Below are 21274 nucleotides of genomic sequence, written 5' to 3'. Positions count from 1 at the left end.
AGAACGCATGGGCATGGTTTCGGAGTTCAAGGAATTCGCAATGCGCGGCAACGTGGTCGACCTCGCCGTGGGCGTGGTGATCGGTGCCGCGTTCGGCAAGATCGTTGCCTCGCTGGTCAACGACATCATCATGCCGGCCATCGGCTACGTGGTCGGCGGCGTCAACTTCAGCGACCTGGCCTTCGAGCTCAAGCCGGCCAGCGTCGATGCCGCCGGCGCGGAAGTGGCCGCGGTGATGATCAAGTACGGCGCCTTCATCCAGACCATCGTTGATTTCCTGATCATCGCCTTCGCGATCTTCGTGGCGGTGAAGGTGATCAACTCGCTCAAGCGCAAGGAAGAGGCCGCGCCCGCGGCGCCGGCCGAGCCCAGCGCCGAGGTCAAGCTGCTGACCGAGATCCGCGACGCGCTCAAGCGCTGAACCAGGAAAACCCCACCGACGCCGGCCCCCGTGGCCGGCGTCCTGCTGACGGAGACACCGAATGCGACTCACCCAGACCCTCCTCGCCGCCGCCCTGCTCGCCGGCCCTGCCCTTGCCGCCGACGGCACCGGGCTCGATGCCGGCGACCTCGCGGTGGCCGAGTCGCTCCGCGGGAAGGCGATGGCCGGCAGCGCCGCCTGGTCAGTGGTGGAGTCGCTGACCACCGAGGTCGGCCCGCGCCTGGCCGGCACCGAGGCCGATGCGCGCGCGGTGCGCTGGGCCGAGGCCAAGTTCCGGGCGATGGGCTTCGACAAGGTCTACCTCGAGCCGGTCACCTTCCCGGTCTGGCTGCGCCAACGCGAGCGCGCCGAGGTGCTGGCGCCCTTCCCGCAGCCGCTGGTGGTCACGGCGCTGGGCGGCAGCATCGGCACGGGTGAGAAGCCGCTGGACGCCGAGGTGGCGGAGTTCGCCAACCTCGACGCGCTCAAGGCCGCGCCCGAGGGCAGCCTGGCCGGCAAGATCGCCTTCATCTCCAACCGCATGGTCCGCTTCAAGGACGGCCGCGGCTACGGCCCGGCGGTGGGTGCGCGCAGCAATGGCGCGGTGGAAGCGGCGCGCAAGGGCGCCGTGGCCATCGTGATCCGCTCGATCGGCACCAGCAACGACCGCTTCGCCCACACCGGCACCATGCGCTATCTGCCGGACGTGCCGCGCATCCCGGCCGCCGCGCTGTCCAACCCCGACGCCGACCTGCTGGTGAACATGCTCGGCCGCGGCCAGCCCGTCACGCTGCGCCTGGACCTCTCGGCCGAGACGCGCGAGGCCTACACCTCGCACAACGTCATCGGCGAGATCACCGGGCGCGAGCTGCCGGGCGAAGTGGTCACCCTCGGTGGCCACCTCGACTCCTGGGACCAGGGCACCGGCGCGATCGACGACGGCGCCGGCGTCGGCATCACGATGGCGGCGGGCGCGCTGATCGGCGAGCTGCCGCAGGCGCCGCGCCGCACCGTGCGCGTGATCGCCTACGCCAACGAGGAACAGGGCCTGTACGGCGGCAAGGCCTACGCCGAGGCGCGCGAGGCCGCGGGCGAGATCGACGCGCACCAGCTCAGCGCCGAGAGCGACTTCGGCGCCGGCCGCGTGTATGCGCTGCGCGCCGGCGTCGACCCGGCCGCCTGGCCGGTGATCGAGAAGATCGGCGAGGTGCTGGCGCCGCTGGGCGTGGTGACCGAGGCCGGCGTCGGCAGCCCGGGCCCGGACGTCGGCCCGATCGTCGCCAAGGGCGCCACGTGGGCGCAGCTGGCGCAGGACGGCACCGACTACTTCGACTACCACCACACGCCGAACGACACCCTCGACAAGATCGACCCGAAGGCGCTCGACCAGCAGGTCGCGGCCTATGCCGTGCTGGCCTGGCTGGCCGCCGAGACCGAGGTCGACTTCGGGCGCGCGCCGGCGAAGGCCGCGCCGTGAGGCCGGCGCGCCGCTAGCGCAGCGCCACCAGGGTCCAGAGCCCGAACAGGCCCTGGTCCGGCCGCCAGGCCTGGTGCCAGCGGGCTTCGCGGAAGCCCGCCGCGCGGCAGGCCGCCAGCAGGTCCCAGCCGAAGTGGTAGAAGCAGAGCACGCCGCCGGCCACGGGGTCGCCGTGGATCTCCGGCGGCAGCAGGTGCTCGACCTCGCCGTCGTCGCGCAGGCGCGCGCGCACCACGGTGGCCTCGCTGTCCTCGAGGAAGGGCACGGTCAGCACCAGGCGACCGCCGGGGCGCAGGCAGCGCGCGAACTCGCGCAGGGCCGCGGGGTAGTCGGGCACGTGCTCGAGCACGTCGTAGCTGCCGATGGCGTCGAGACGGCCGTCTTCGAAATCCAGCCGGGTGACGTCGCGCTCCACCAGCGCGCCGCGGCCGCCGAGGTGTTCGTACCAGCCCTGCAATCGCGAACGGGTGGCCGGATCTAGCCCGAACTCACTGCCCAGCGCGCCGGGATGGCGCGACTGCAGCCAGACGAAGCCGGCCGAGGCCTGTTCGGTGAGGTAGATGCGCGCGTTGCCGGGGTCGGGCAACGCAAGCATCAGCGCCATCGCGGCGCGGTTGCGGGCGGTCAGGCGGCAGTGCGGGCAGGCCAGCTCCTCGCGCAGGTTCGGCGCCGCGGGGGACAGCGCGAAGGCGACGTCGCGGTCGCAGAGCCCGCAGCGGCCGGGCCAGCCGGCGTCACCGGCCGCGGCGCCGACTTCCTGCTGCAGGCGATGCCTGGCGGCGCGGCAGGCCAACGTCCCGGCAGGGGCCTGGCGCCATTCCTCCAGCGAGGCGAAGGCGTCGGTATCCGGCGGGGCCAGCGCGCGGGCCGGCGCGGCCGGGCGGCGCCAGCGGGCGAGCAGCCGCCTCATTCGAGCAGCGCGGTGTCGAGCGCGCGCGCCGGACGGCCGATCACGGCCTCGGCCTGTTTGCGCAGGTCCTCGCGCGAGACTTCGCGCAACGGCAGCAGGGCCTGCACCACGTCGTCCAGGCTGCGCTTGCCGCGGGTGGCCTGGCGGATCTCGGCGTCGAGCGCGCGCAGCAGCTGCACCGCGCGCGCGGTGCGGGGGCCGTGCGAGCGGTTCGAGGACAAGGTCTTGATGTCGCGGCCGTGGTTGGCCATCCAGTCGTGCGCCTTGTCGGCGCGCGAATCGCTGAGCAGGCCGGCGCGGCGCAGCAGCTCGATCGAGTAGAACTCGGCCAGGCCCTCGGCGATCCAGTCGTCATCCTCGGCGCCGCGGATGCGGGTGATCACGTGCGTGAGCTCGTGGGTGAGCGTGCTGGTGCCGTTCTCGCTGATCAGCGGCCGGTCGGCGTGCAGGAACAGCGAGCGCGGGCCCGACAGGCCGCCGCGCCACATCGGGTCGCCGGCGCTGACGATCAGCAGCTTGCGCGGCACCTCGCCGAAGGCGCGCTTGAATTCCGGCACCAGCGAGTTGAAGAAGGCCAGCATGTCGTTGCGGCGGATCACGTCGCCCTTGGGGCCGGCCACGCTGATCTCGGTGCCCTCGATCTCCTCGCGCCGGGTGCCGACCGAGCCGGCGATGATCCAGCCGGTGGGGCGGTCGAAGTTGCGCTCCGGGTTGACGATGACAAAGGACTTGCCGTTGTTGGCGCGCCGGAACGGCGTGTCCACGTTGCTCCAGCCCTTGGGCAGGATGAAGCGCAGGCGCGCCCGCGAGTCGGCGCCCTTGGTGGCGCTGACCGCGGCGCGCGGCACCAGGTCGTCGCCGCGCACGATCACCCAGTCCTCGGTCATCAGCGCGTCGTAGCCGCCGCCGCGGCGTTCGTGGTTGATGCGGTAGCGGAAGCGCAGGCGCGAGGCCTTGTCGCGGGCCGGCACCCAGGTGACGGTGTCGCCCTTGCGGCTGATGTCGCCGTCGCCGCGCACGTTCGAGTAGCGCGCCTCGGGCATGTGCAGCCGCAGCCGGCGCGCCGAGCCCTCGCCCGGGGTGATGCGGATCGTCACCGCCGCCTCGCCTGCCGCAGGCAGGAACTGCACGGTGTAGTCGACGTCGTAGTCCAGCCGCGCGGCGGCGGCGGGCGTGGCCAGCAGCGACAGCAGCAAGGCCAGCAGCAGGGAGCGGAAATTAGTCATGCGCGCGATTATGCCAAGTCCGCCATGAACCCCGGATTCAGCCGGCGCGGTGCTGCCGCCACCACTCGCCCAGGAACACGGCGGTGGCGGAGGCGACGTTCAGGCTCTCGACCGCGCCGCTGCCGGGGATGCCGACGCGGCGGGCCGCGGCGGCGGCCAGCGCCGGGTCGAGGCCGGACTGCTCCGCGCCCATCACCAGCAGCAGGCGGCCAGGCAGCGCGCCGCCGTACAGCGACTCACCCCCGCGCACCACCGTCGCCACCGCCTGGAAGCCCGCGGAGGCGAGCTGGGCGAGGCTGTTGTCGCCGCGGCCCAGGCGCACCAGCGGCACCTGCTCGGCACCGCCCTCGGCGACGCGGGCGGCGGCGCCGGACAGCGCCAGCGACGAGTCCTTGGGCAGCAGCAGGCCGGCGGCGCCGAAATGCGCGGCCGAGCGCAGGATGGCGCCGAGATTGTGCGGGTTGCCGACGCCGTCGAGCCAGATCGCCAGCTGCGGCCCGGGCGGCAGCGTGCGCAGCCATTCGGACAGGTTCTGCTCGGGCGCGGGCACGGCGCCGAACACCACGCCCTCGTGGTGCTCGCTGCCCGAGAGCTTGCGCAGGTCCTCGTCCCCGACCACGGTGTAGCCCAGCCGATGCTGCACGCAGTGCGCCAGCACGGCCTTCAGGGCGGGAATCCGGGACTCCAGCAGCCACACCTTGCGCAGGTCCCCCGGCCGCCGCGCGAACATCGCCAGGCAGGCATTCAACCCATGGATGCGCTGCTCCCGCGGCGCCCGCGGCCCCGCGACGGTCCCGCGCAGCAGCTCCGCATCCGCCTCCTCGCGCGCCAGCGCCTCCGCCGACGGCGGCCGACGCGGACCGCCTCCGTGCGCCGCTGTTCGCCGACCGGAACCCGCGTCCACGGCTGGCCGGCGCGTTCCCGCCTCGGGCGCAGCCGGGCCACGGACCTGCCGATCACGCTCCCGCTCCCGCTTGTCCCGAGGCTTCCCCGGCGGCGGTCCACGATAAGGAGAATCGCCCTGCGGCGGCTTTCGGTCAGTCATCTCGCAGCCCCCAAAAAGTCCCGCCAAGTCTACCGGATGCCCCCAAGTGAAAAGCCCCCTTGGTAAGGGGGCGCGCCGAAGGCGCGGGGATCGGAAGCAAAGCGCCTAGGGGCCCACGATTCCGTCAGGAATCGTGGGGATGATCAGGCGTAAGCCGGATCATCAGGCATGGCCCCCGACGGCGGGGGTCTCGGACTCCAGCTTCTCCAGCGTCCGCGCCACCGCCTCCGGCGAGCGCGTGTACGGCGCCAGGAGCGCGTAGAAGGCCGGCACCACGAACAGCGACAGCACGGTCGAGAACGCCACGCCGGTGATGATGACGATGCCGATGGTGGCGCGGCTGGCCGAGCCCGGACCGCCGGCCACGACCAGCGGCACCGCGCCCATGATGGTCGCGATCGAGGTCATCAGGATCGGCCGCATGCGCACCGCCGCCGACTCGACGATGGCGGCGCGGATGGCCATGCCCTCGTCGCGCAGCTGGTTGGCGAACTCGACGATCAGGATGCCGTTCTTGGCCGCCAGGCCCACCAGCATCACGATGCCGATCTGGCTGAACAGGTTGAGCGAACTGCCGAACAGCCACAGGCCGATCAGCGCGCCCAGCACCGCGAACGGCACCGTCAGCATGATCACCACCGGGTGCAGGAAGCTCTCGAACTGCGCCGCCAGCACCAGGTAAACCACCAGCAGCGCCATCGCCATCGTGAACAGCACCGCGCTGCCCGCGGTCTGGTACTCGCGGGACTCGCCCTTGTAGTCGATCTGGGCGCGCTCGGGCAGCTCCTCGTCGATCACCTGCTGCATCCAGGCCAGCGCCTCGCCCAGCGGGTAGTCCGGCGCCAGGCCGGCCGAGATCGTGATCGCGCGCAGGCGGTTGAAGCGGTTGAACTGGCCCGGCTCGGCCAGCTCGGTCAGCGTGACCAGGTTCGACAGCGGGATCAGCTCGCCGGTGGTGGCGGAGCGCACGTACAGGTTGGCCAGGTCGGAGGGCGAGCCGCGGTCCTCCTGCTGGGCCTGCAGGATCACGTCGTATTCCTCGCCGTCCTCGACGTAGGTGGTGACGCGGCGCGAGCCCATCATGGTCTCGAGCGTGCGGCCCACTTCCTGCACCGACACGCCGAGGTCGGCGGCGCGCTGGCGGTTGATCTCCACGCGCAGCTGCGGGCGGGTCTCCTTGTAGTCGGAGTCGGCGCTGAACAGGCGCGGGTTGGCCTCCATGCGCGCGAGCACGCGGTCGCGCCAGTCGGCCAGCTCCTCGTAGTCGGGGCCACCGAGCACGACCTGCAAGGGCTGGCCGCCGCTGCGCACCAGGCCGGAGCGCACCTGCGGGTTGGCGCGCACGCCCGGCAGCGAGGCCATCTCGGCGCGGATCTTCTCCACCAGTTCGGCGGTGCCGGTGTCGCGCTCGTCCCAGGGCTTGAGCAGGGCGATCACCTGGCCGGTGTGCATGTCGCCGCCGGGCCCGAAGCCGCCCGGCACGCGGGTGTTGGCGCGGTCGATCGGCTGGCCCTCGCCCACGTACTTGAACAGGCGCTTCTCGACCTCCTGCATCTGGTTGACGGTGTAGTCGTAGCCGGCGCCCTCGGGGCCGACCACGCTGATGAAGAAGGCGCCGCGGTCCTCGGGCGGGGTCAGCTCCACCGGGATCAGCTGCACCATGAACCAGGCCAGGCCCAGCGAGCCCAGCAGGGCGCCGCCCATCAGCAGCGGCCGGCCGACGGTGCGCTCGACCGCGCCGCGGTAGCCGCGGCCCAGCGACTCGAGGTGGCCCTGCACCCACTTGTTGAGGCCGCGCGGCTCGTCATGCGCCCGGATCAGCTTCGAGCACATCATCGGCGTCAGCGTCAGCGCCACGAAGGCCGAGATCAGCACCGCCGCCGCCATCGCCACCGACAGCTCGCGGAACAGCCGGCCGGCATTGCCCTCGATGAAGCCCACCGGCAGGAACACCGCCGCCAGCACCGCCGTGGTCGCGATCACCGCGAACGCCACCTGGGCCGTGCCCCGGCGCGCGGCCACCAGCGGCGGCTCGCCGAGGTCGGCGCGGCGCTGCACGTTCTCCAGCACCACGATGGCGTCGTCCACCACCAGGCCGATGCACAGCACCAGGGCCAGCAGGGTCAGCAGGTTGATGGTGAATCCGAAGGCCCAGAGCGCGATGAACACGGTCATCAGGCAGATCGGCACCGTCACCGCCGGGATGATCGCGGCGCGCACGCTGCCCAGGAACAGGTAGATCACGACCAGCACCAGGATCACCGCCTCGAACAGGGTCCAGTACACCCGGTCCACGGCGGCGTCGATGAAGATGGTGCTGTCGAAGGCGACGAAGATGTCGGTGCCGCCGGGCAGCGTGTCCTGGATGGCGGGCAGCGCCGCCTTCACCGAGCGCGCCACGTCCAGGCTGTTGGCGGTGGAGGTCTTGACCACGCCCAGGCCGATGTTGGGCTGGCCGTTGCCGCGGAAGTAGGCGCGCCGCTCGGAGGAGGCGCGCTCGACCTTGGCCACGTCGGCCAGGCGCACCAGGTAGCCGTCCTCGCCCTTGGCCAGGGTGAGCTGGGCGAAGTCCTCGGCCTCGGCGTAGTTGCGCATCACGCGCAGGGTGAAGTCGCGGTCCTGCGATTCGATGCTGCCGGCGGGCAGCTCGACGTTCTCGCGGCGCAGCGCGTTCTCGACGTCGTTGACGGTGAGCCCGCGCGCGGCCAGGGCCTCGCGGTCGAGCCAGACGCGCATCGAGTAGCGCTGCTGGCCGCCGACGCGGACGTTGGCCACGCCGTCGATGCTCGAGAGGCGGTCGACCACGTAACGCTCGGCGTAGTCGCTCAGCGCCAGCGTGTCCATGTTCGAGGAGTTCATGTTCAGCCAGAGGATGACCTCGGCGTCGGACTCGACCTTCTCGATCTCCGGCGGGTCGGCCTCGGGCGGCAGCCGGTCGCCGATGCGGCTGATGGCGTCGCGCACGTCGTTGGCGGCGGCCTCGATGTCGCGCGAGAGCGAGAACTCCAGCGTCACCTGGCCCTGGCCGTTGCGGCTGCGCGACTCCACCGTCTCGATGCCCTCGATGCCGGCCACGGCGTCCTCGAGGATCTGGGTGATGCGGGTTTCCACCACTGCCGCCGAGGCCCCCGGGTAGGCCACCTCCACCGACACGATCGGCGGGTCGATGTTGGGCAGCTCGCGCAGGGTGAGCCGGGTGAAGGCGATCACGCCCAGCACCACCAGCAGCAGGCTCATCACGGTCGCGAAGACCGGGCGCTTGATCGAGACGTCGGAGAGGATCATGGCGGGCTCCGGGACGCCGTCAGGCGGCCTTGTCGGCGGTGGCGGCCGCCGGGGCGGCGACCTCGGTGACGCGGGCGCCGTCTCGCAGCTTCACCACGCCGTCCACCACGATGCGGTCGCCGGCCGAGAGGCCCTCGACCACCTCCACTTCGCCGCGGCGGCGCTGGCCGAGCGACACGTAAACCTGCTCGACGCTGCCGTCGTCCTTCATCCGGAACACGTGCGCGCGCTGCGCGACCTGGATCACCGCGATCTCCGGGATCACCAGCGCTTGGCGCTCGGGCTGGAACAGGCGGACGGTCAGCAGCATGCCCGGGCGCAGCTCGCGCTCGGGGTTGGGCAGTTCGGCGCGCACGGTGACCGCGCGGGTCACGGGGTCCACGCGCGAGTCCACCGTGGTGACCACGCCGCTGAACTCGCGGCCGGGCCAGGCGGCGCTGCCGGCGGTGATGGCCTGGCCGGCGGACACGGCCGACAGGAAGGCCTCGGGCACCGCGAAGTCGAGCTTGATGACCGAGACGTCATCGAGGCTGGCGATCACCGTGCCCGGCGTCACCAGCGTGCCGGGGCTGACCTGGCGGAAGCCGAGCACGCCGGCGAAGGGCGCGGTGATGACGCGGTCGGAGAGCCGCGCGCGGGTGCCGTCGAGGCGGGCGCGGGCCGATTCCATCGCCGCGCGCTGGGTGTCTAGCTGGCCGGCGGGGATGAGCTTCTGCGCCGCCAGCTGCTGCTGGCGCTGGTACTGCTGCTGGGCCTCGCGGTAGGCCGCGGCGGCCTCGGCCAGGCCGGCCACTTCCACGCGGCCCGAGAGGTCCACCAGCACGTCGCCGGCCTCGACCAGGTCGCCGTCCTCGAAGTTCACCTTGACCACCGTCTCGGTGACCTTGGCGGTGACCATCACCGACTCGTTGGCGCGGGCGGTGCCCAGGGCCTCGAGCGTGTCCGACCAGGGCTGCAGCGCGACGTCGGTGGCGGTGACGGTGGCGGCCGGCGGGCCGGACGGCGCGGCCTGCTCGGCCTCGCAGCCGGCCAGGGCCAGGGCGACGACCAGCAGGGCGAACGGGAGTCGCGGGAACGGCTTCATCGGGTGGGTTCCTTGGTCTGGCGGGCGCCGCGCGCGGGGCGCAGCGCCGGTATCGGGGTGCAGTCTGGACCCGGCCCCGGCGCGAAAGTTCAGCGCACCGGCCGGGAGGCACGATCTCGCCCCGGATTCTACGGCCGGGGCGTCACGGGGGCGCGAACGGGTCCATCCGACGGGGAACGCGCGCCGGCACGAAGCGTTGACGCCCCCGCAACGCCGACCCCCGAAAACACCTGTGGGAGGGACTTCAGTCCCGATGCCTTTCGCTGGAAAGCATCGGGACTGAAGTCCCTCCCACAGGGTGTGGCGGGCGGGCCCGGGGGCCCGCCGCGGGGCTCAGGCGCCCTTGGTCCACTTGCCCAGCGCGGCCAGGCCGTTGGCCTTGGCGCGGGCGTACACCGTCTGCTGGGCGGCGGCGATGTTGCCGGTGAGGTCCTTGGACCACAGCTTCAGCGCGGCCGACTGCATGGCGCGGCCGTAGCTGAAGCTCAGCGGCCAGGGCTTGGCGCCCATGCGGTTCATGGCGTCCAGATGGGCGGTGGCGTCGTCGTCGCTCTGGCCGCCCGACAGGAACACGATGCCCGGCAGGGTCGCCGGCACGGCCGACTTCAGGCAGCGCAGGGTCATCTCGGCGACTTCCTCGACGCTGGCCTGCTCCGGGCAGTCCTTGCCGGAGACGACCATCGACGCCTTCAGGATGGTGCCCTCGAGCATGATGTTGTGCTCGTACAGCGCGCCGAACAGCGAGCGCAGGGTGACCTCGGTGATCTCGTAGCAGGTGTCGATGTCGTGCTCGCCGTCCATCAGCACTTCCGGCTCGACCATGGGCACGATGCCGGCTTCCTGGCACAGGGCGGCGTAGCGGGCCAGGGCGTGGCAGTTGGCCTCGATGCAGGTGCCCGACGGCGCGTCCTCGCCGATGGTGATCACGGCGCGCCACTTGGCGAACTTCGCGCCCAGCTTGGCGTATTCCTTCAGGCGGTCGCGCAGGCCGTCCAGGCCCTCGGTGACCAGCTCGCCCGGGAAGCCGGCCAGCGGCTTGGCGCCGAGGTCGACCTTGATGCCCGGCAGGATGCCGTTGTCCATCATGACCTTGGTGAACGGGACGCCGGCCTTGGTGCTCTGGCGCAGGGTCTCGTCGTACAGGATGGCGCCGGAGATGTAGTCACCCAGCTTCGGGGTGGTCAGCAGCATCTCGCGGTAGGCGCGGCGGTTCTCCTCCGTGCACTCGATGCCGACGCCGTCGAACCGCTTCTTGATGGTGGCGGTGGACTCATCGATGGCGATGATGCCCTTGCCCGGGGCCACCATGGCCTGGGCGATTTCGGCGAGTTGGTCGATGCTCATGGACGGGTTCCCGGGGTTGGCTGGAGAGGGCCGGCATTATAGCCCAACCCTTCCCCCGGAGCCCTGTGGGAGGGACTTCAGTCCCGATGCTCCTGGCTGGAAAGCATCGGGACTGAAGTCCCTCCCACAGGAAGCAGGGGTCAAAGCTCGCCGAGGCCCTCGGCGGTGCCGTCGGGGCCGACCTTGAGCAGGCGCAGGGTGTTGGTGGCGCCGTGCAGCTCCATGTGGTCGCCGCTGGTGATGATGACCCGGTCGTCCTGGGCCAGCAGCCCGGCGTTGAAGAGCTGCCGGATGGCGCCGCGGGCGGCCTCGCGGGTGGCCAGGCCGGAGCTGTCGAAGTGGACCGGGAACACGTCGCGGATCATGGCCATGCGCCGGCGGGCGCCATCGTGGCGCGAGAGGCCGTAGATCGGCACCGCCGAGCGAAAGCGCGAGAGATACCGCGCCGTGCCGCCGGACTCGGTGAGCGCGATGATCGCCCGCACCTGGATGTGCTCGGCCAGGAACATGCTGGCCATGGCGATGGCCTGGTCGGCGGCCTGCAGGTTGCGCGGCGCCTTCTCGAAGTCGGTGTCGTGGTCGAACTGGCGCTCGGCGCCCAGGCAGATGCGCACCATCGCCTCGACCGCCTTCACCGGATAGTTGCCCGAGGCGGTTTCGGCCGAGAGCATCACCGCGTCGGTGCCGTCGATCACCGAGTTGGCCACGTCCAGCACCTCGGCCCGGGTCGGGATCGGGTTGTCCACCATCGACTGCAGCATCTGGGTGGCGGTGATCACGACGCGGTTGTGCTCTAGCGCGGTGCGGATGATCTTCTTCTGCAGGCCCGGCAGCTCGGCGTCGCCGATCTCCACGCCCAGGTCGCCGCGGGCCACCATCAACACGTCGGAGGCGATGGTGATCTCGACCAGGTTCTCGATCGCCTCGGCGCGCTCGATCTTGGCCACCAGGAAGGCGTCGGAGCCGGCGGCGCGGGCGAGCGCGCGGGCCTCGTCCATGTCGGCGGCCGAGCGGCAGAACGACACCGCCAGGAAATCGACGCCGAGCTTGGCGGCGATCTCGATGTGCTCCTTGTCCTGGTCGGTGAGCGCGCCCAGCGACAGGCCGCCGCCGAGGCGGTTGAGGCCCTTGCGGTTCGACAGCACGCCGTCGGTGAGCACGCGGGTGTGGATGTTGGCGCCTTCCACCGCGGTGACCTCGACCGCCATCAGTCCGTCGTCGAGCAGCAGGGTGTCGCCCGGGTGCACGTCGTTGACCAGGCCCAGGTAGCTGACGCCGACCTGGCGCGCATCGCCCAGCGGCGCGTCGGCGCGGCAGACCAGGGTGAAGTCCTGGCCGGCCTTGAGCAGCACCTTGTCTTCCTCGAACTTCTCGATGCGGATCTTCGGGCCCTGCAGGTCGGCGAGGATGCCGACCTCGCGGCCGGCGCGCGCGGCGGCCTCGCGCACCGCGGCTACGCGGGCGGCGTGGTGGGCGGGCGTGCCGTGGGAGAAGTTCAAGCGGACCACGTTGACGCCGGCGCGCACCAGCTCGTCGAGCACGCCGGGCGCGTCGGTGGCTGGGCCGAGGGTGGCGAGGATCTTGGTGCGGCGCAGGGCGTGGCTCATGGGTTCTTGGAAGTCGTGGGCTATCGGCGCAACGCTAGCACACCGCCATGACCGCGCCGCGCGCCCGCCCGCCCCGTAAGCCGGGCGGCTGCCGGGCGCCGCGACAAGCCTCAGAAGCCGTGCAGCTCCGAAGGCGTCGCGACCAGGCGGGTGGCGCCGGCGGCGCGCAGCTCGGCCTCGCCGCCGAAGCCCCAGAGCACGCCCACCGAACCCATGCCGTGGTGGCGGGCGCCCTCGATGTCCATGAGCCGGTCGCCGATCATCCACGCGCCCTCGGCGGCCAGGCCCAGGCGCTGCAGCGCCTCCGCGATCAGCTCGGGCTTGTGGCTGAGCCGGCCGCAGTGGGTGGCGCCGATCACGTCCTCGAAGGCGTGGCCGAACGGCAGGTGGTCGATGATCTTGCGCGCGTGCGGCTCGTTCTTGGCGGTGACGACGGCCAGGCGGTGGCCGGCCGCGGACAGCGCCAGCACCGCCTCGCCGATGCCTTCGTAGACCTCGTGCTCGGCCCAGCCGTGGGTCTCGAAGCGGTCGCGGTAGTGCTGCACCGCCGCTTCGGTGCGGGCGGCGTCGTTCAGCAGCGGCCCGAAGCTGTCGCGCAGCGGCGGCCCGATCCAGCGGCGCAGCGCCGCGTCGTCGGGCACCGGCTCGCCCAGCTGCTCGAGGGCATGCGCCACGCAGCGGGTGATGCCGACGGCGGAATCGATCAGCGTGCCGTCGAGGTCAAAGAAGAGCGTCGCCATCAGCCCGCGCGCGCCTTGAGCGCGGCGACCGCCGGCAGCTCCTTGCCTTCGCAGAACTCGAGGAAGGCGCCGCCGCCGGTGGAGATGTAGCTGATGCCGGCTTCGACGCCGTACTTGTCGACCGCGGCCAGGGTGTCGCCGCCGCCGGCGATCGAGAAGGCCGCCGAGTCCGCGATGGCGCGGGCCAGGACCTCGGTGCCCTTGCCGAAGGCGTCGAACTCGAACACGCCGACCGGGCCGTTCCAGATCACGCTGCCGGCCTGGCGGATCATGCCGGCGTAGCGCGCGGCGGTCTCCGGGCCGATGTCGAGGATCATGTCGTCGGGGCCGACGTCCGAGACCTTCTTCACCGTGGCGGGCGCGTCGGCGGCGAAGGCCGGGGCCACCACCACGTCGGTGGGCACCGGGATGTCGGCGCCGCGGGCCTTGGCGTCGGCCATGATCTGGCGTGCGGTGTCGAGCAGGTCGGCCTCGCACAGCGACTTGCCGACCGGGTGGCCCATGGCGGCGATGAAGGTGTTGGCGATGCCGCCGCCGACGATCAGCTGGTCCACCTTCGACACCAGGTTCGAGAGCAGCTCGAGCTTGGTGCTGACCTTGGAGCCGGCGACGATCGCGATCAGCGGGCGCGCGGGCGCCAGCAGCGCCTTGGCCAGCGCGTCGAGCTCGGCCATCAGCAGCGGGCCGCCGCAGGCGACCTTGGCGAAGCGGATGGCGCCGTGGGTGGAGGCCTGGGCGCGGTGCGCGGTGCCGAAGGCGTCCATGACGTAGACGTCGCAGAGTGCGGCGTACTTCTTCGACAGCGCCTCGTCGTCGGACTTTTCGCCGACGTTCATGCGGCAGTTCTCCAGCAGCACCAGCTGGCCGGGCGCGACCTGCACGCCGTCCACCCAGTCCTTCACCAGCGGCACCTCGCGGCCCAGCAGCTCGCCCAGGCGCGCGGCGACCGGCGCCAGCGAGTCCTCGACCGTCCACACGCCCTCCTTCGGGCGGCCCAGGTGCGAGGTGACCATCACCGCGGCGCCCTTCTCCAGCGCCAGCCGGATCGTCGGCAGGGCGGCGGTGATGCGCTGTTCGGAGGTGATCACGCCGTCCTTGACCGGCACGTTGAGGTCTTCGCGGATCAGCACGCGCTTGCCGGCCAGGTCGAGGTCGGCCATGCGGAGGAGGGTCATGGGTGGCTCCGGGAACGGGGGAAGACCGGCATTTTCCCCCGCCCGCACCGCCCGGGGCAAACCCGGCGGCGACCGTGGGAGAATGCGCCATGCCCGACCCGTCCCCGCCCCTGCCGGTCCTGGAAAGCGAGCGCCTGCGCCTGCGGCCGCTGCGCGCGGACGACGTGGACGACGTGTTCGCGCTGTACAGCTCGCCCGAGGTCACCCGCTACTGGAGCTTCGCGACCTGGACCGAGCGCGCACAGGCCGAGGCGTGGCTGGCGGAGCGCATGCCCTGGGGGCCGCCCTCGGTCTACGGCTGGGCCGTGGCCGACCGGCGCGACGACCGGTTCATCGGGACCACGGCGCTGTTCGCGCTGGCCGGGCCGATGCACCGGGCCGAGCTGGGCTATTCGCTCCTGCCGGAGCGCCAGGGGCTGGGCCTGGCGAGCGAAGCGGTGCGGCTGGCGCTGGACCATGCATTCCACGTGCTCGGACTGGAGCGCATCGAAGCCGACGTGGACCCGCGCAACACGCCCTCCTGCCGCCTGCTCGAGAAGCTCGGCTTCCGCCGCGAGGGCGTGCTGCGCGACCGCTGGCGCGTGGGCGGCGAGTTCGCCGATTCGGTGATCTTCGGCCTGCTGCGCCGCGAATACGCGGGGGCCGCATGAGCACGCTGGAACAGGCGCTCACGGCCCTGCGTGCGGGCGAGGCCATCGGGCTCCCCACGGAAACCGTGTACGGTCTCGCGGCCGACGCCTCCCGCCCCGAGGCGGTGCGCAAGATCTTCGCCCTGAAGGGCCGGCCCGCCGACCATCCGCTGATCGTGCACGTGGCCGGCGCGGACGCGCTCGACGCCTGGGCCCGCGACGTTCCCGACGCGGCCCGCGGACTGGCCGCGCGCTTCTGGCCCGGCCCGCTGACGCTCATCCTGCGCAAGCAGCCACGGGTGCCCGACGAAGTCACCGGCGGCCAGGCCACGGTCGGCCTGCGCTGCCCGGCGCATCCGGTGGCGCTGGAACTGCTGCGCGCCTTCGGCGGCGGCCTCGCGGCGCCGTCGGCCAACCGCTTCGGCCGCATCAGCCCGACCACCGCCGCGCACGTGCGCGAGGAGTTCGGCGCCGCGGTGCCGGTGGTGCTGGACGGCGGCGAATGCGAGGTCGGTATCGAAAGCACGATCCTCGACCTCTCCGGCGCGGCACCGCGCATCCTGCGGCCGGGCCGCATTTCCCGGGCCGAACTCGAGGCCGTCATCGGCCCGGTCGAAGCCGGCGCCGACGCGCACAGCCCGCGCGCCTCGGGCACGCTCGAGGCCCACTACGCCCCGCGCACGCCGCTGCTGATGCTGGCGCGCACGGCGCTGGAACACGAAGCGCTGGAGCAACAGGCGCTGGGCAAGCGCGTCGCAGTGCTTGCGCTCGGCACGCTGCCGCAAGGCGTCGACGGCCTCGCCCTGCCTGCCGACGCCACCGGCTACGCCCACGGCCTCTACGCCGGCCTGCGCGAACTCGACGCCCGCGGCGTCAACCTGCTGCTCGCCGAGCGCCCGCCCGAAGGCGAAGCCTGGCTGGCCGTGCACGACCGCCTCCGCCGCTCCGCCGCCGGCGCCGGCCTCCCCGATGACGCACCTTGAAGCGACAGCCTTTTTGACGCGGATTTACGCGGATAAACGCGGATAGATCAAAAGAAATTGGGTTGGCTCCTCGCGCGCCGGACCGGCGGGCGAAAATCCACTCCAATCTTTTGCCCTATCCGCGTTTATCCGCGTAAATCCGCGTCAAAAATCCCTACCACCACTCCACCGCGATGCCCGCCATGAAAAAGCCCCGGCGCGGGGCCGGGGCTTCGGGGTGACGCGATGTCTCGGGGTTACTTGGCGGCCATCAGGGCCAGGGTGGTGTCGAGCATGCGGTTCGAGAAGCCCCACTCGTTGTCGTACCACGAGCAGACCTTCACCAGCGTGCCGCCCATGACCTGGGTCAGGGTGCTGTCGTAGACCGAGCTGTGCGGGTCGTGGTTGAAGTCGATCGAGACCAGCGGCTTGGTGTTGAAGCCGAGGATGCCCTTCAGGCGGCCTTCGCTGGCTTCCTTGATGACGGCGTCGATTTCTTCCTTGGTGGTGTTGCGCGCGGCCACGAACGACAGGTCGACCACCGAGACGTTGATGGTGGGGACGCGCATCGAGAAGCCGGTGAGCTTGCCATTGAGCTCCGGCAGCACCAGGCCGACCGCGGCGGCGGCGCCGGTCTTGGTCGGGATCTGCGACTGCGTGGCCGAGCGGGCGCGGCGCAGGTCGCTGTGGAAGACGTCGGTGAGCACCTGGTCGTTGGTGTAGGCGTGGATGGTGGTCATCAGGCCGTGCACCATGCCGATCTTCTCGTGCAGCACCATGGCCAGCGGCGCCAGGCAGTTGGTGGTGCAGGACGCGTTCGAGATGACGGTGTCCGAGGCCTTGAGGTTGCCGTGGTTGACGCCGAAGACGACGGTGTTGTCCACGTCGGCGCCGCCCGGGGCGGAGATGATCACCTTCTTGGCGCCGGCGGTGAGGTGGGCCGAGGCCTTCGCCTTGGTGGTGAACAGGCCGGTGCACTCGAGCACCACGTCCACGCCCAGCGCGCCCCAAGGCAGCTTGGACGGGTCGCGCTCGGCGCAGACCTTGATGCGGTCGCCGTTGACGATCAGGTCGCCACCGTCCACCGACACCGTGCCCGGGAACTTGCCGTGGGCGGTGTCGTACTGGGTCAGGTGGGCATTGGTCTCGGCGTCGCCCAGGTCGTTGATGGCCACGATGGTGATCTCGTGGTTGCGCTTGGCTTCGTAGAGCGCGCGCAGGATGTTGCGGCCGATGCGGCCGTAGCCATTGATGGCGACCTTGATGGACATGGAGGCTCCTGGTGCCGGCGACGCGCCGGGGGGTTGGGGTGGAAAGCCCGGCATTTTAGCAATCCCGGGCGCCCGGCACGACCCGCGGGCGATTTGACCCGCCTCAAATGGCCCGGCCGGCCCCGGGAGGACACTGGCGCCAGTTCCCCACTGGAGTGTCCCGATGCGCTTTTCCGCCCGTTTCGCCCCGCTGGCCGCGCTCGCGGCCCTGGCCCTCGCCCCCGCCGCCATGGCCCAGGAGGCCGGCGACTGGACCTTCTCGGTCGGCGCCCACGTCGTCGACCCGGCCTCGGACAACGGCACCCTTGCCGGCGGCGCCCTGGCCACCGACGTAGGCAGCGACTGGCGCCCGACGATCACCGCCGAGTACTTCTTCAGCCCGCGCCTGGGCCTGGAGGTCCTGGCCTCGCTGCCGTTCGAGCACGACATCCGCCTCAACGGCGCGGCCGCCGGATCCACCAAGCACCTGCCGCCCACGGTGACCCTGCAGTACCACTTCGAGGGCACCCAGCGGATCAAGCCCTTCATCGGCGCCGGCCTGAACTACACGCTGTTCTTCGAGGAGCAGACCCGCGGCCCGCTGGCTGGCACCGAGCTCGAGCTCGACGACTCCCTGGGCCTGGCCGCCCACGCCGGCCTGGACTTCGCCATCGGCAAGGCCAAGTGGCTGCGCGTGGATGCCCGCTGGATGGACATCGACACCGACGTGAAGGTCAACGGCGCCGACGTCGGCACGGTGGAGATCGACCCGGTGGTGTACGGCGCCGCCTTCGTCTGGGCGTTCTGAGCCCGGTGATAGCGGCATTCATGGCCGCTGGCGTAAAGTCGGCGGCCATGAAAAAGACCCTTTCCGCACTTCTGCTCCTGGCGCTGTCCGGCCAGGCCCTGGCCTGGAGCAAGCAGGGCCACCAGCTGGTCGGCGAACTGGCCGAGCGCGAGCTCGATCCCGTCGCGCTGGCCGAGGTCCGCCGCCTGCTCGATGGCGAGCCCATCGCCACCCTGGCCGGCGTTTCGGTCTGGGCCGACGAGATCCGCGCCGAGAGCCGCACCACCGGCAACAAGCTGGGCGAGCTCAGCAGCCGCTGGCACTACGTCAATTTCCCGGGCGAAGGCTGCGATTACCAGGCCGCGCGCGACTGCCCCGACGGCAACTGCGTCATCGGCGCCATCAACGCCCAGGCCGCGATCCTGGCCGACCGCAGCCGCAGCGACGAAGATCGCCGCAACGCGCTCAAGTTCGTCGTGCACTTCGTCGGCGATGCGCACCAGCCGATGCACGCCGGCTTCGCGCACGACCGCGGCGGCAACAGCTTCCAGGTCCGCTACCGCGGCAAGGCGCTGCCCGAGGGCCAGGGCACCAACCTGCATGGCGTCTGGGACTACTGGATCCTGCAGAGCGCCGGCCTGGACAACCCCAAGTACGTCGAGAAGCTGCTGCAGTCGCCGGTACCGGCCGATCCGGCGCTTGGATCGCTGAATCCGGCGCTGGCGTGGACGCTGGAATCCTGCCGCCTGATCGCCAGCGAGAAGGCCTACCCGCGCAAGCCCGGCACCACGCTCACTGACGCCTACCTCGACCAGCACCGCCCCACCGCCGAGCGCCGCATCCGCCAGGCCGGCGACCGGTTGGCGAAGCTGATCAACGACGCCCTCGCCCCGCAGCCCTGAGATGCCGGCGATGGGCGAGGTGGAGTGGATCCTCGCCGGGCTGTTCCTGCTGGTCGCGGTGCTGTACTCCTCCGTCGGCCACGCCGGCGCCAGCGGCTACCTCGCGGCCATGGCCCTGCTGGGCTTCGCGCCCGAGCAGATGCGGCCCACCGCACTCGCGCTGAACCTGCTGGTCGGTGGCATCGGGCTTTACCGTTTCCATCGCGCGGGGCTGGTGGATTTCCGCAAGGTGCTGCCCTTCGTGCTGGCCTCGGCGCCGGCGGCCTATTTCGCAGCGCGCTACCCGATCGACAAGGCCAGCTATTCGCTGCTGCTGGGCGGCCTGCTGCTGGTCTCCGCGGTCGCGGTGTGGCGCAGCGCCGCCCGGGTGGGCGACGACGACGCGGGCGTGATGCTGCGGCCCGTGCGCTGGCTGCCGGCGCTGGCGGCGGGCGCCGCGATCGGCACGCTGTCGGGACTCACCGGCACCGGCGGCGCGATCTTCCTGACGCCGCTGCTGCTGCTGATGCGCTGGACGCACTCGCGCGAAGCCTCCGGCGTCTCGGTCGCCTTCGTCTGGATCAACTCCGCGCTCGGCCTGGCCGGCCTGTGGTCGGCCACCGGTGCCCTGCCCGCCGCGCTGCCGGGGTGGCTGCTGGCGGTCGGCATCGGCGCCCTGCTCGGCACCCAGCTGGGCATCCACCGCCTGCCGCTGAAGGGCCTTCGCTACGCACTCGCGCTGGTGCTGCTGGTGGCCGCGGCCAAACTGCTGCTCGGCTGATTGCTCAGCCAGCCTGCGGCAGCGTCACCTGCAATTCGATCTCGACGCCTTTCCAGCGGCCATCCGGGAGCCGCTCGCCAAGGCCAATGGCACCCCCCGACGCCGGCTTGATCACCATCTTCGGCTGACCCTGGCGTACGCCATCGCGATGGATGTCCATCACCACGAACACCGTGCCGTCGTCCAGCGGCGAGAGTGCGACCTGGACGCGCCAGGCTTGGCCATCCTGCTGGTACTCCAGCGTGCGCGGAGTCTTGGCCGGGAGGTTCAGCGATTCCGTCCTCTCACCCTTGCCGTCGAACTTGATCGTCATCGCCAGCCCGACTTCGCCTGCCTCGGGGGCAGCGGCCGGCAGGCCCCGCCCGGGCTGCGCCGCCCAGGCCGTCCAGCCACCCACCAGCGTGAGTGCTGCGACCAGCGCGAGGCCGGCGATCCAGCGGGGCTTGCTGGGCAAGGGACGTGTAAGCATGGCGATGCGCTCCTTCAAGGGATGGGATCCAAACCAATGGCAACCGACGGGCAAAGGCTCGATGGCGAGCTGGGGCTTGAGCAGGGCTTCGCCGTAGGCACGGCGCTGGCCGGGAAAACGCGTCAGCACGACCGCATCGCAGGCCAGCTCCTGGTCTTGCCGGAAGCGTCCCGCGGCGAAATGCACCAGGGGGTTGAACCAGAACAGGCAACGCAGGCCCGCCACGAACGCATTCGCCCAATGGTCCCGGCGCCGATGGTGCACCTGCTCATGGCAAAGCACGAGCTGCTGGTGGCGTGGTGCATACCGACGCTCGAAGTCCGCGGGCAACACGATCCGCGCCCGCCACCCCACCACCGCCGGCAAGCCCAGGCTCGCCGTACTCTGCAGCAGGCCATCGGCGCGCGGACACAGCTCGCCAAGGCTGCGGACGAAGCGGCGCTGCTGCGCCACGAGCCGCCAGCCCGCGACCACGAAGCCGATGACCCAGGTCGCCAGCACCCAGGGCGTCGCATCAAACGAAACCGCCGCCACGATCCGTGCGGGCGCCTCGCCCCACGCCGTCGCCATCGCGACCGAAGGCAAGGGCAGCGTCGGCACCACGGTCGCGGGTAATGCGACCGCTGCCAGGGTCGCCGGCACCAGCCACCAGCTGGCGTAAGCGATGCTGGCGCCGAACCAGGCAAGGATCGGGCGGCGCAGCAGGAGCACAACGAGGATGGCGGCGCTGCCCGCCACCGTAACCTCGAGCAGCAGGCCCAGCAGTTCACGATTCATCATCAAGCTCCCGAACCAGCTTCTTCAGTTCCGCGAGATCCTTCTTGCCCAGTCGCCTGCGCTCGCTGAAGTGCGCCACCAAAGGCGCCACGCGCCCGCCGAAAAGGCGATCGAGCAGACTTTCGCTTTCCTGGCCCAGCCAGGCGTCGCGGCTCAGCTCGGCGGCGTACACGTAGCGGCGTCCTTCGCGAGTCGCACTGATGGCGCCCTTGGTGAGCAGGCGATTGAGCAGGGTCTTCACCGTGGGCTCCTGCCAGCCCTGCCCGGCCGCCACCTCGGCGAACACTTGTTCGGCGGTCAGGGGGCCGCGCGCCCACAGCGCCTGCATGACCACGGATTCGGCTTCGCTGATCTGCATAATGATTACGAATGTAAATGTAACCTCAGATTACGCCCGTAATCGTATTTGTCAAGACGCTCGGTG

General features: G+C 71.3%; 19 protein-coding genes. 7 read left to right on the top strand and 12 right to left on the bottom strand.

The window, feature by feature from the left end:
• Positions 1 to 7: 7 nt before the first annotated feature.
• The gene (gene mscL, locus N787_RS12500) at positions 8 to 421 is read left to right on the top strand and encodes a large-conductance mechanosensitive channel protein MscL (RefSeq protein WP_034214671.1); all 414 of its coding nucleotides are present in this window, start codon (positions 8 to 10) and stop codon (positions 419 to 421) included.
• A 61-nt stretch (positions 422 to 482) separates the two neighbouring features.
• Complete coding sequence (locus tag N787_RS12495; protein WP_034214669.1) at positions 483 to 1898, top strand: M28 family peptidase; 1416 nt, start codon at positions 483 to 485, stop codon at positions 1896 to 1898.
• Positions 1899 to 1911: 13 nt separating this feature from the next.
• On the opposite strand, the gene N787_RS14490 is transcribed toward N787_RS12495, so the two are convergent.
• From N787_RS14490 to N787_RS12450, 9 genes are all read right to left on the bottom strand, one after another.
• Positions 1912 to 2808: a class I SAM-dependent methyltransferase gene (locus N787_RS14490; RefSeq protein WP_052575450.1), complete on the bottom strand. Its 897-nt coding sequence runs from the start codon at positions 2806 to 2808 to the stop codon at positions 1912 to 1914.
• The gene (locus tag N787_RS12485; protein WP_034214667.1) at positions 2805 to 4034 is read right to left on the bottom strand and encodes a M61 metallopeptidase family protein; all 1230 of its coding nucleotides are present in this window, start codon (positions 4032 to 4034) and stop codon (positions 2805 to 2807) included. The genes N787_RS14490 and N787_RS12485 overlap by 4 nt, the downstream gene beginning before the upstream one ends.
• Before the next feature lie 37 nt (positions 4035 to 4071).
• Positions 4072 to 4938 carry a TrmH family RNA methyltransferase gene (locus tag N787_RS12480; protein ID WP_425387879.1) on the bottom strand — a complete coding sequence of 289 codons (867 nt, stop codon included), beginning with the start codon at positions 4936 to 4938 and terminating at the stop codon, positions 4072 to 4074.
• A gap of 303 nt (positions 4939 to 5241) precedes the next feature.
• A complete protein-coding gene (locus tag N787_RS12475; RefSeq protein WP_034214664.1) occupies positions 5242 to 8364 on the bottom strand; it encodes an efflux RND transporter permease subunit in 3123 nt (1040 codons plus the stop codon).
• A 19-nt stretch (positions 8365 to 8383) separates the two neighbouring features.
• Positions 8384 to 9448, bottom strand: a complete 1065-nt coding sequence (locus N787_RS12470; protein ID WP_034214662.1) for an efflux RND transporter periplasmic adaptor subunit — start codon at positions 9446 to 9448, stop codon at positions 8384 to 8386.
• Positions 9449 to 9781: 333 nt separating this feature from the next.
• Positions 9782 to 10792, bottom strand: a complete 1011-nt coding sequence (locus tag N787_RS12465) for a class I fructose-bisphosphate aldolase (RefSeq protein ID WP_034214660.1) — start codon at positions 10790 to 10792, stop codon at positions 9782 to 9784.
• 140 nt (positions 10793 to 10932) lie between these two features.
• Positions 10933 to 12399 (bottom strand): pyruvate kinase, encoded by a 1467-nt coding sequence (gene pyk, locus N787_RS12460; RefSeq protein WP_034214658.1) that lies wholly within the window; start codon positions 12397 to 12399, stop codon positions 10933 to 10935.
• Between the two features lie 110 nt (positions 12400 to 12509).
• Complete coding sequence (locus tag N787_RS12455; RefSeq protein WP_034214656.1) at positions 12510 to 13139, bottom strand: HAD-IA family hydrolase; 630 nt, start codon at positions 13137 to 13139, stop codon at positions 12510 to 12512.
• A complete protein-coding gene (locus N787_RS12450) occupies positions 13139 to 14314 on the bottom strand; it encodes a phosphoglycerate kinase (protein WP_034214654.1) in 1176 nt (391 codons plus the stop codon). Before N787_RS12450 ends, N787_RS12455 begins: the two co-directional genes overlap by 1 nt.
• A gap of 89 nt (positions 14315 to 14403) precedes the next feature.
• On the opposite strand from N787_RS12450, the gene N787_RS12445 reads away from it, so the two are divergent.
• Together N787_RS12445 and N787_RS12440 are read left to right on the top strand one after the other, a co-directional pair.
• Positions 14404 to 14964 (top strand): GNAT family N-acetyltransferase, encoded by a 561-nt coding sequence (locus N787_RS12445; RefSeq protein ID WP_034214652.1) that lies wholly within the window; start codon positions 14404 to 14406, stop codon positions 14962 to 14964.
• Entirely contained in the window at positions 14961 to 15926 is a 966-nt protein-coding gene (locus tag N787_RS12440) for an L-threonylcarbamoyladenylate synthase (RefSeq protein ID WP_052575449.1), read from the top strand. Before N787_RS12445 ends, N787_RS12440 begins: the two co-directional genes overlap by 4 nt.
• A 236-nt stretch (positions 15927 to 16162) precedes the next feature.
• Here N787_RS12440 and gap read toward each other — a convergent pair whose 3' ends face one another.
• Positions 16163 to 17176: a type I glyceraldehyde-3-phosphate dehydrogenase gene (gap, locus tag N787_RS12435; protein ID WP_034214650.1), complete on the bottom strand. Its 1014-nt coding sequence runs from the start codon at positions 17174 to 17176 to the stop codon at positions 16163 to 16165.
• A 163-nt stretch (positions 17177 to 17339) separates the two neighbouring features.
• On the opposite strand from gap, the gene N787_RS12430 reads away from it, so the two are divergent.
• The 3 genes from N787_RS12430 to N787_RS12420 are packed head-to-tail and all read left to right on the top strand — an operon-like array spanning position 17340 to position 19604.
• Positions 17340 to 17963: an OmpW/AlkL family protein gene (locus N787_RS12430; RefSeq protein ID WP_034214647.1), complete on the top strand. Its 624-nt coding sequence runs from the start codon at positions 17340 to 17342 to the stop codon at positions 17961 to 17963.
• 47 nt (positions 17964 to 18010) lie between these two features.
• Positions 18011 to 18844 (top strand): S1/P1 nuclease, encoded by an 834-nt coding sequence (locus N787_RS12425; RefSeq protein ID WP_052575448.1) that lies wholly within the window; start codon positions 18011 to 18013, stop codon positions 18842 to 18844.
• 1 nt (position 18845) lies between these two features.
• Positions 18846 to 19604 carry a sulfite exporter TauE/SafE family protein gene (locus N787_RS12420; RefSeq protein WP_052575447.1) on the top strand — a complete coding sequence of 253 codons (759 nt, stop codon included), beginning with the start codon at positions 18846 to 18848 and terminating at the stop codon, positions 19602 to 19604.
• Between the two features lie 4 nt (positions 19605 to 19608).
• Here N787_RS12420 and N787_RS12415 read toward each other — a convergent pair whose 3' ends face one another.
• Together N787_RS12415 and N787_RS12410 are read right to left on the bottom strand one after the other, a co-directional pair.
• The gene (locus N787_RS12415; RefSeq protein WP_169742307.1) at positions 19609 to 20850 is read right to left on the bottom strand and encodes a M56 family metallopeptidase; all 1242 of its coding nucleotides are present in this window, start codon (positions 20848 to 20850) and stop codon (positions 19609 to 19611) included.
• Positions 20840 to 21208, bottom strand: a complete 369-nt coding sequence (locus N787_RS12410; protein WP_034214645.1) for a BlaI/MecI/CopY family transcriptional regulator — start codon at positions 21206 to 21208, stop codon at positions 20840 to 20842. Before N787_RS12410 ends, N787_RS12415 begins: the two co-directional genes overlap by 11 nt.
• Between the last annotated feature and the right edge of the window lie 66 nt (positions 21209 to 21274).

The organism is Arenimonas metalli CF5-1 (genome assembly GCF_000747155.1).
GTDB lineage: Bacteria > Pseudomonadota > Gammaproteobacteria > Xanthomonadales > Xanthomonadaceae > Arenimonas > Arenimonas metalli.
Note: the sequence above shows the minus strand (reverse complement) of the source record. Positions and strands in the feature narration are given on the sequence as shown.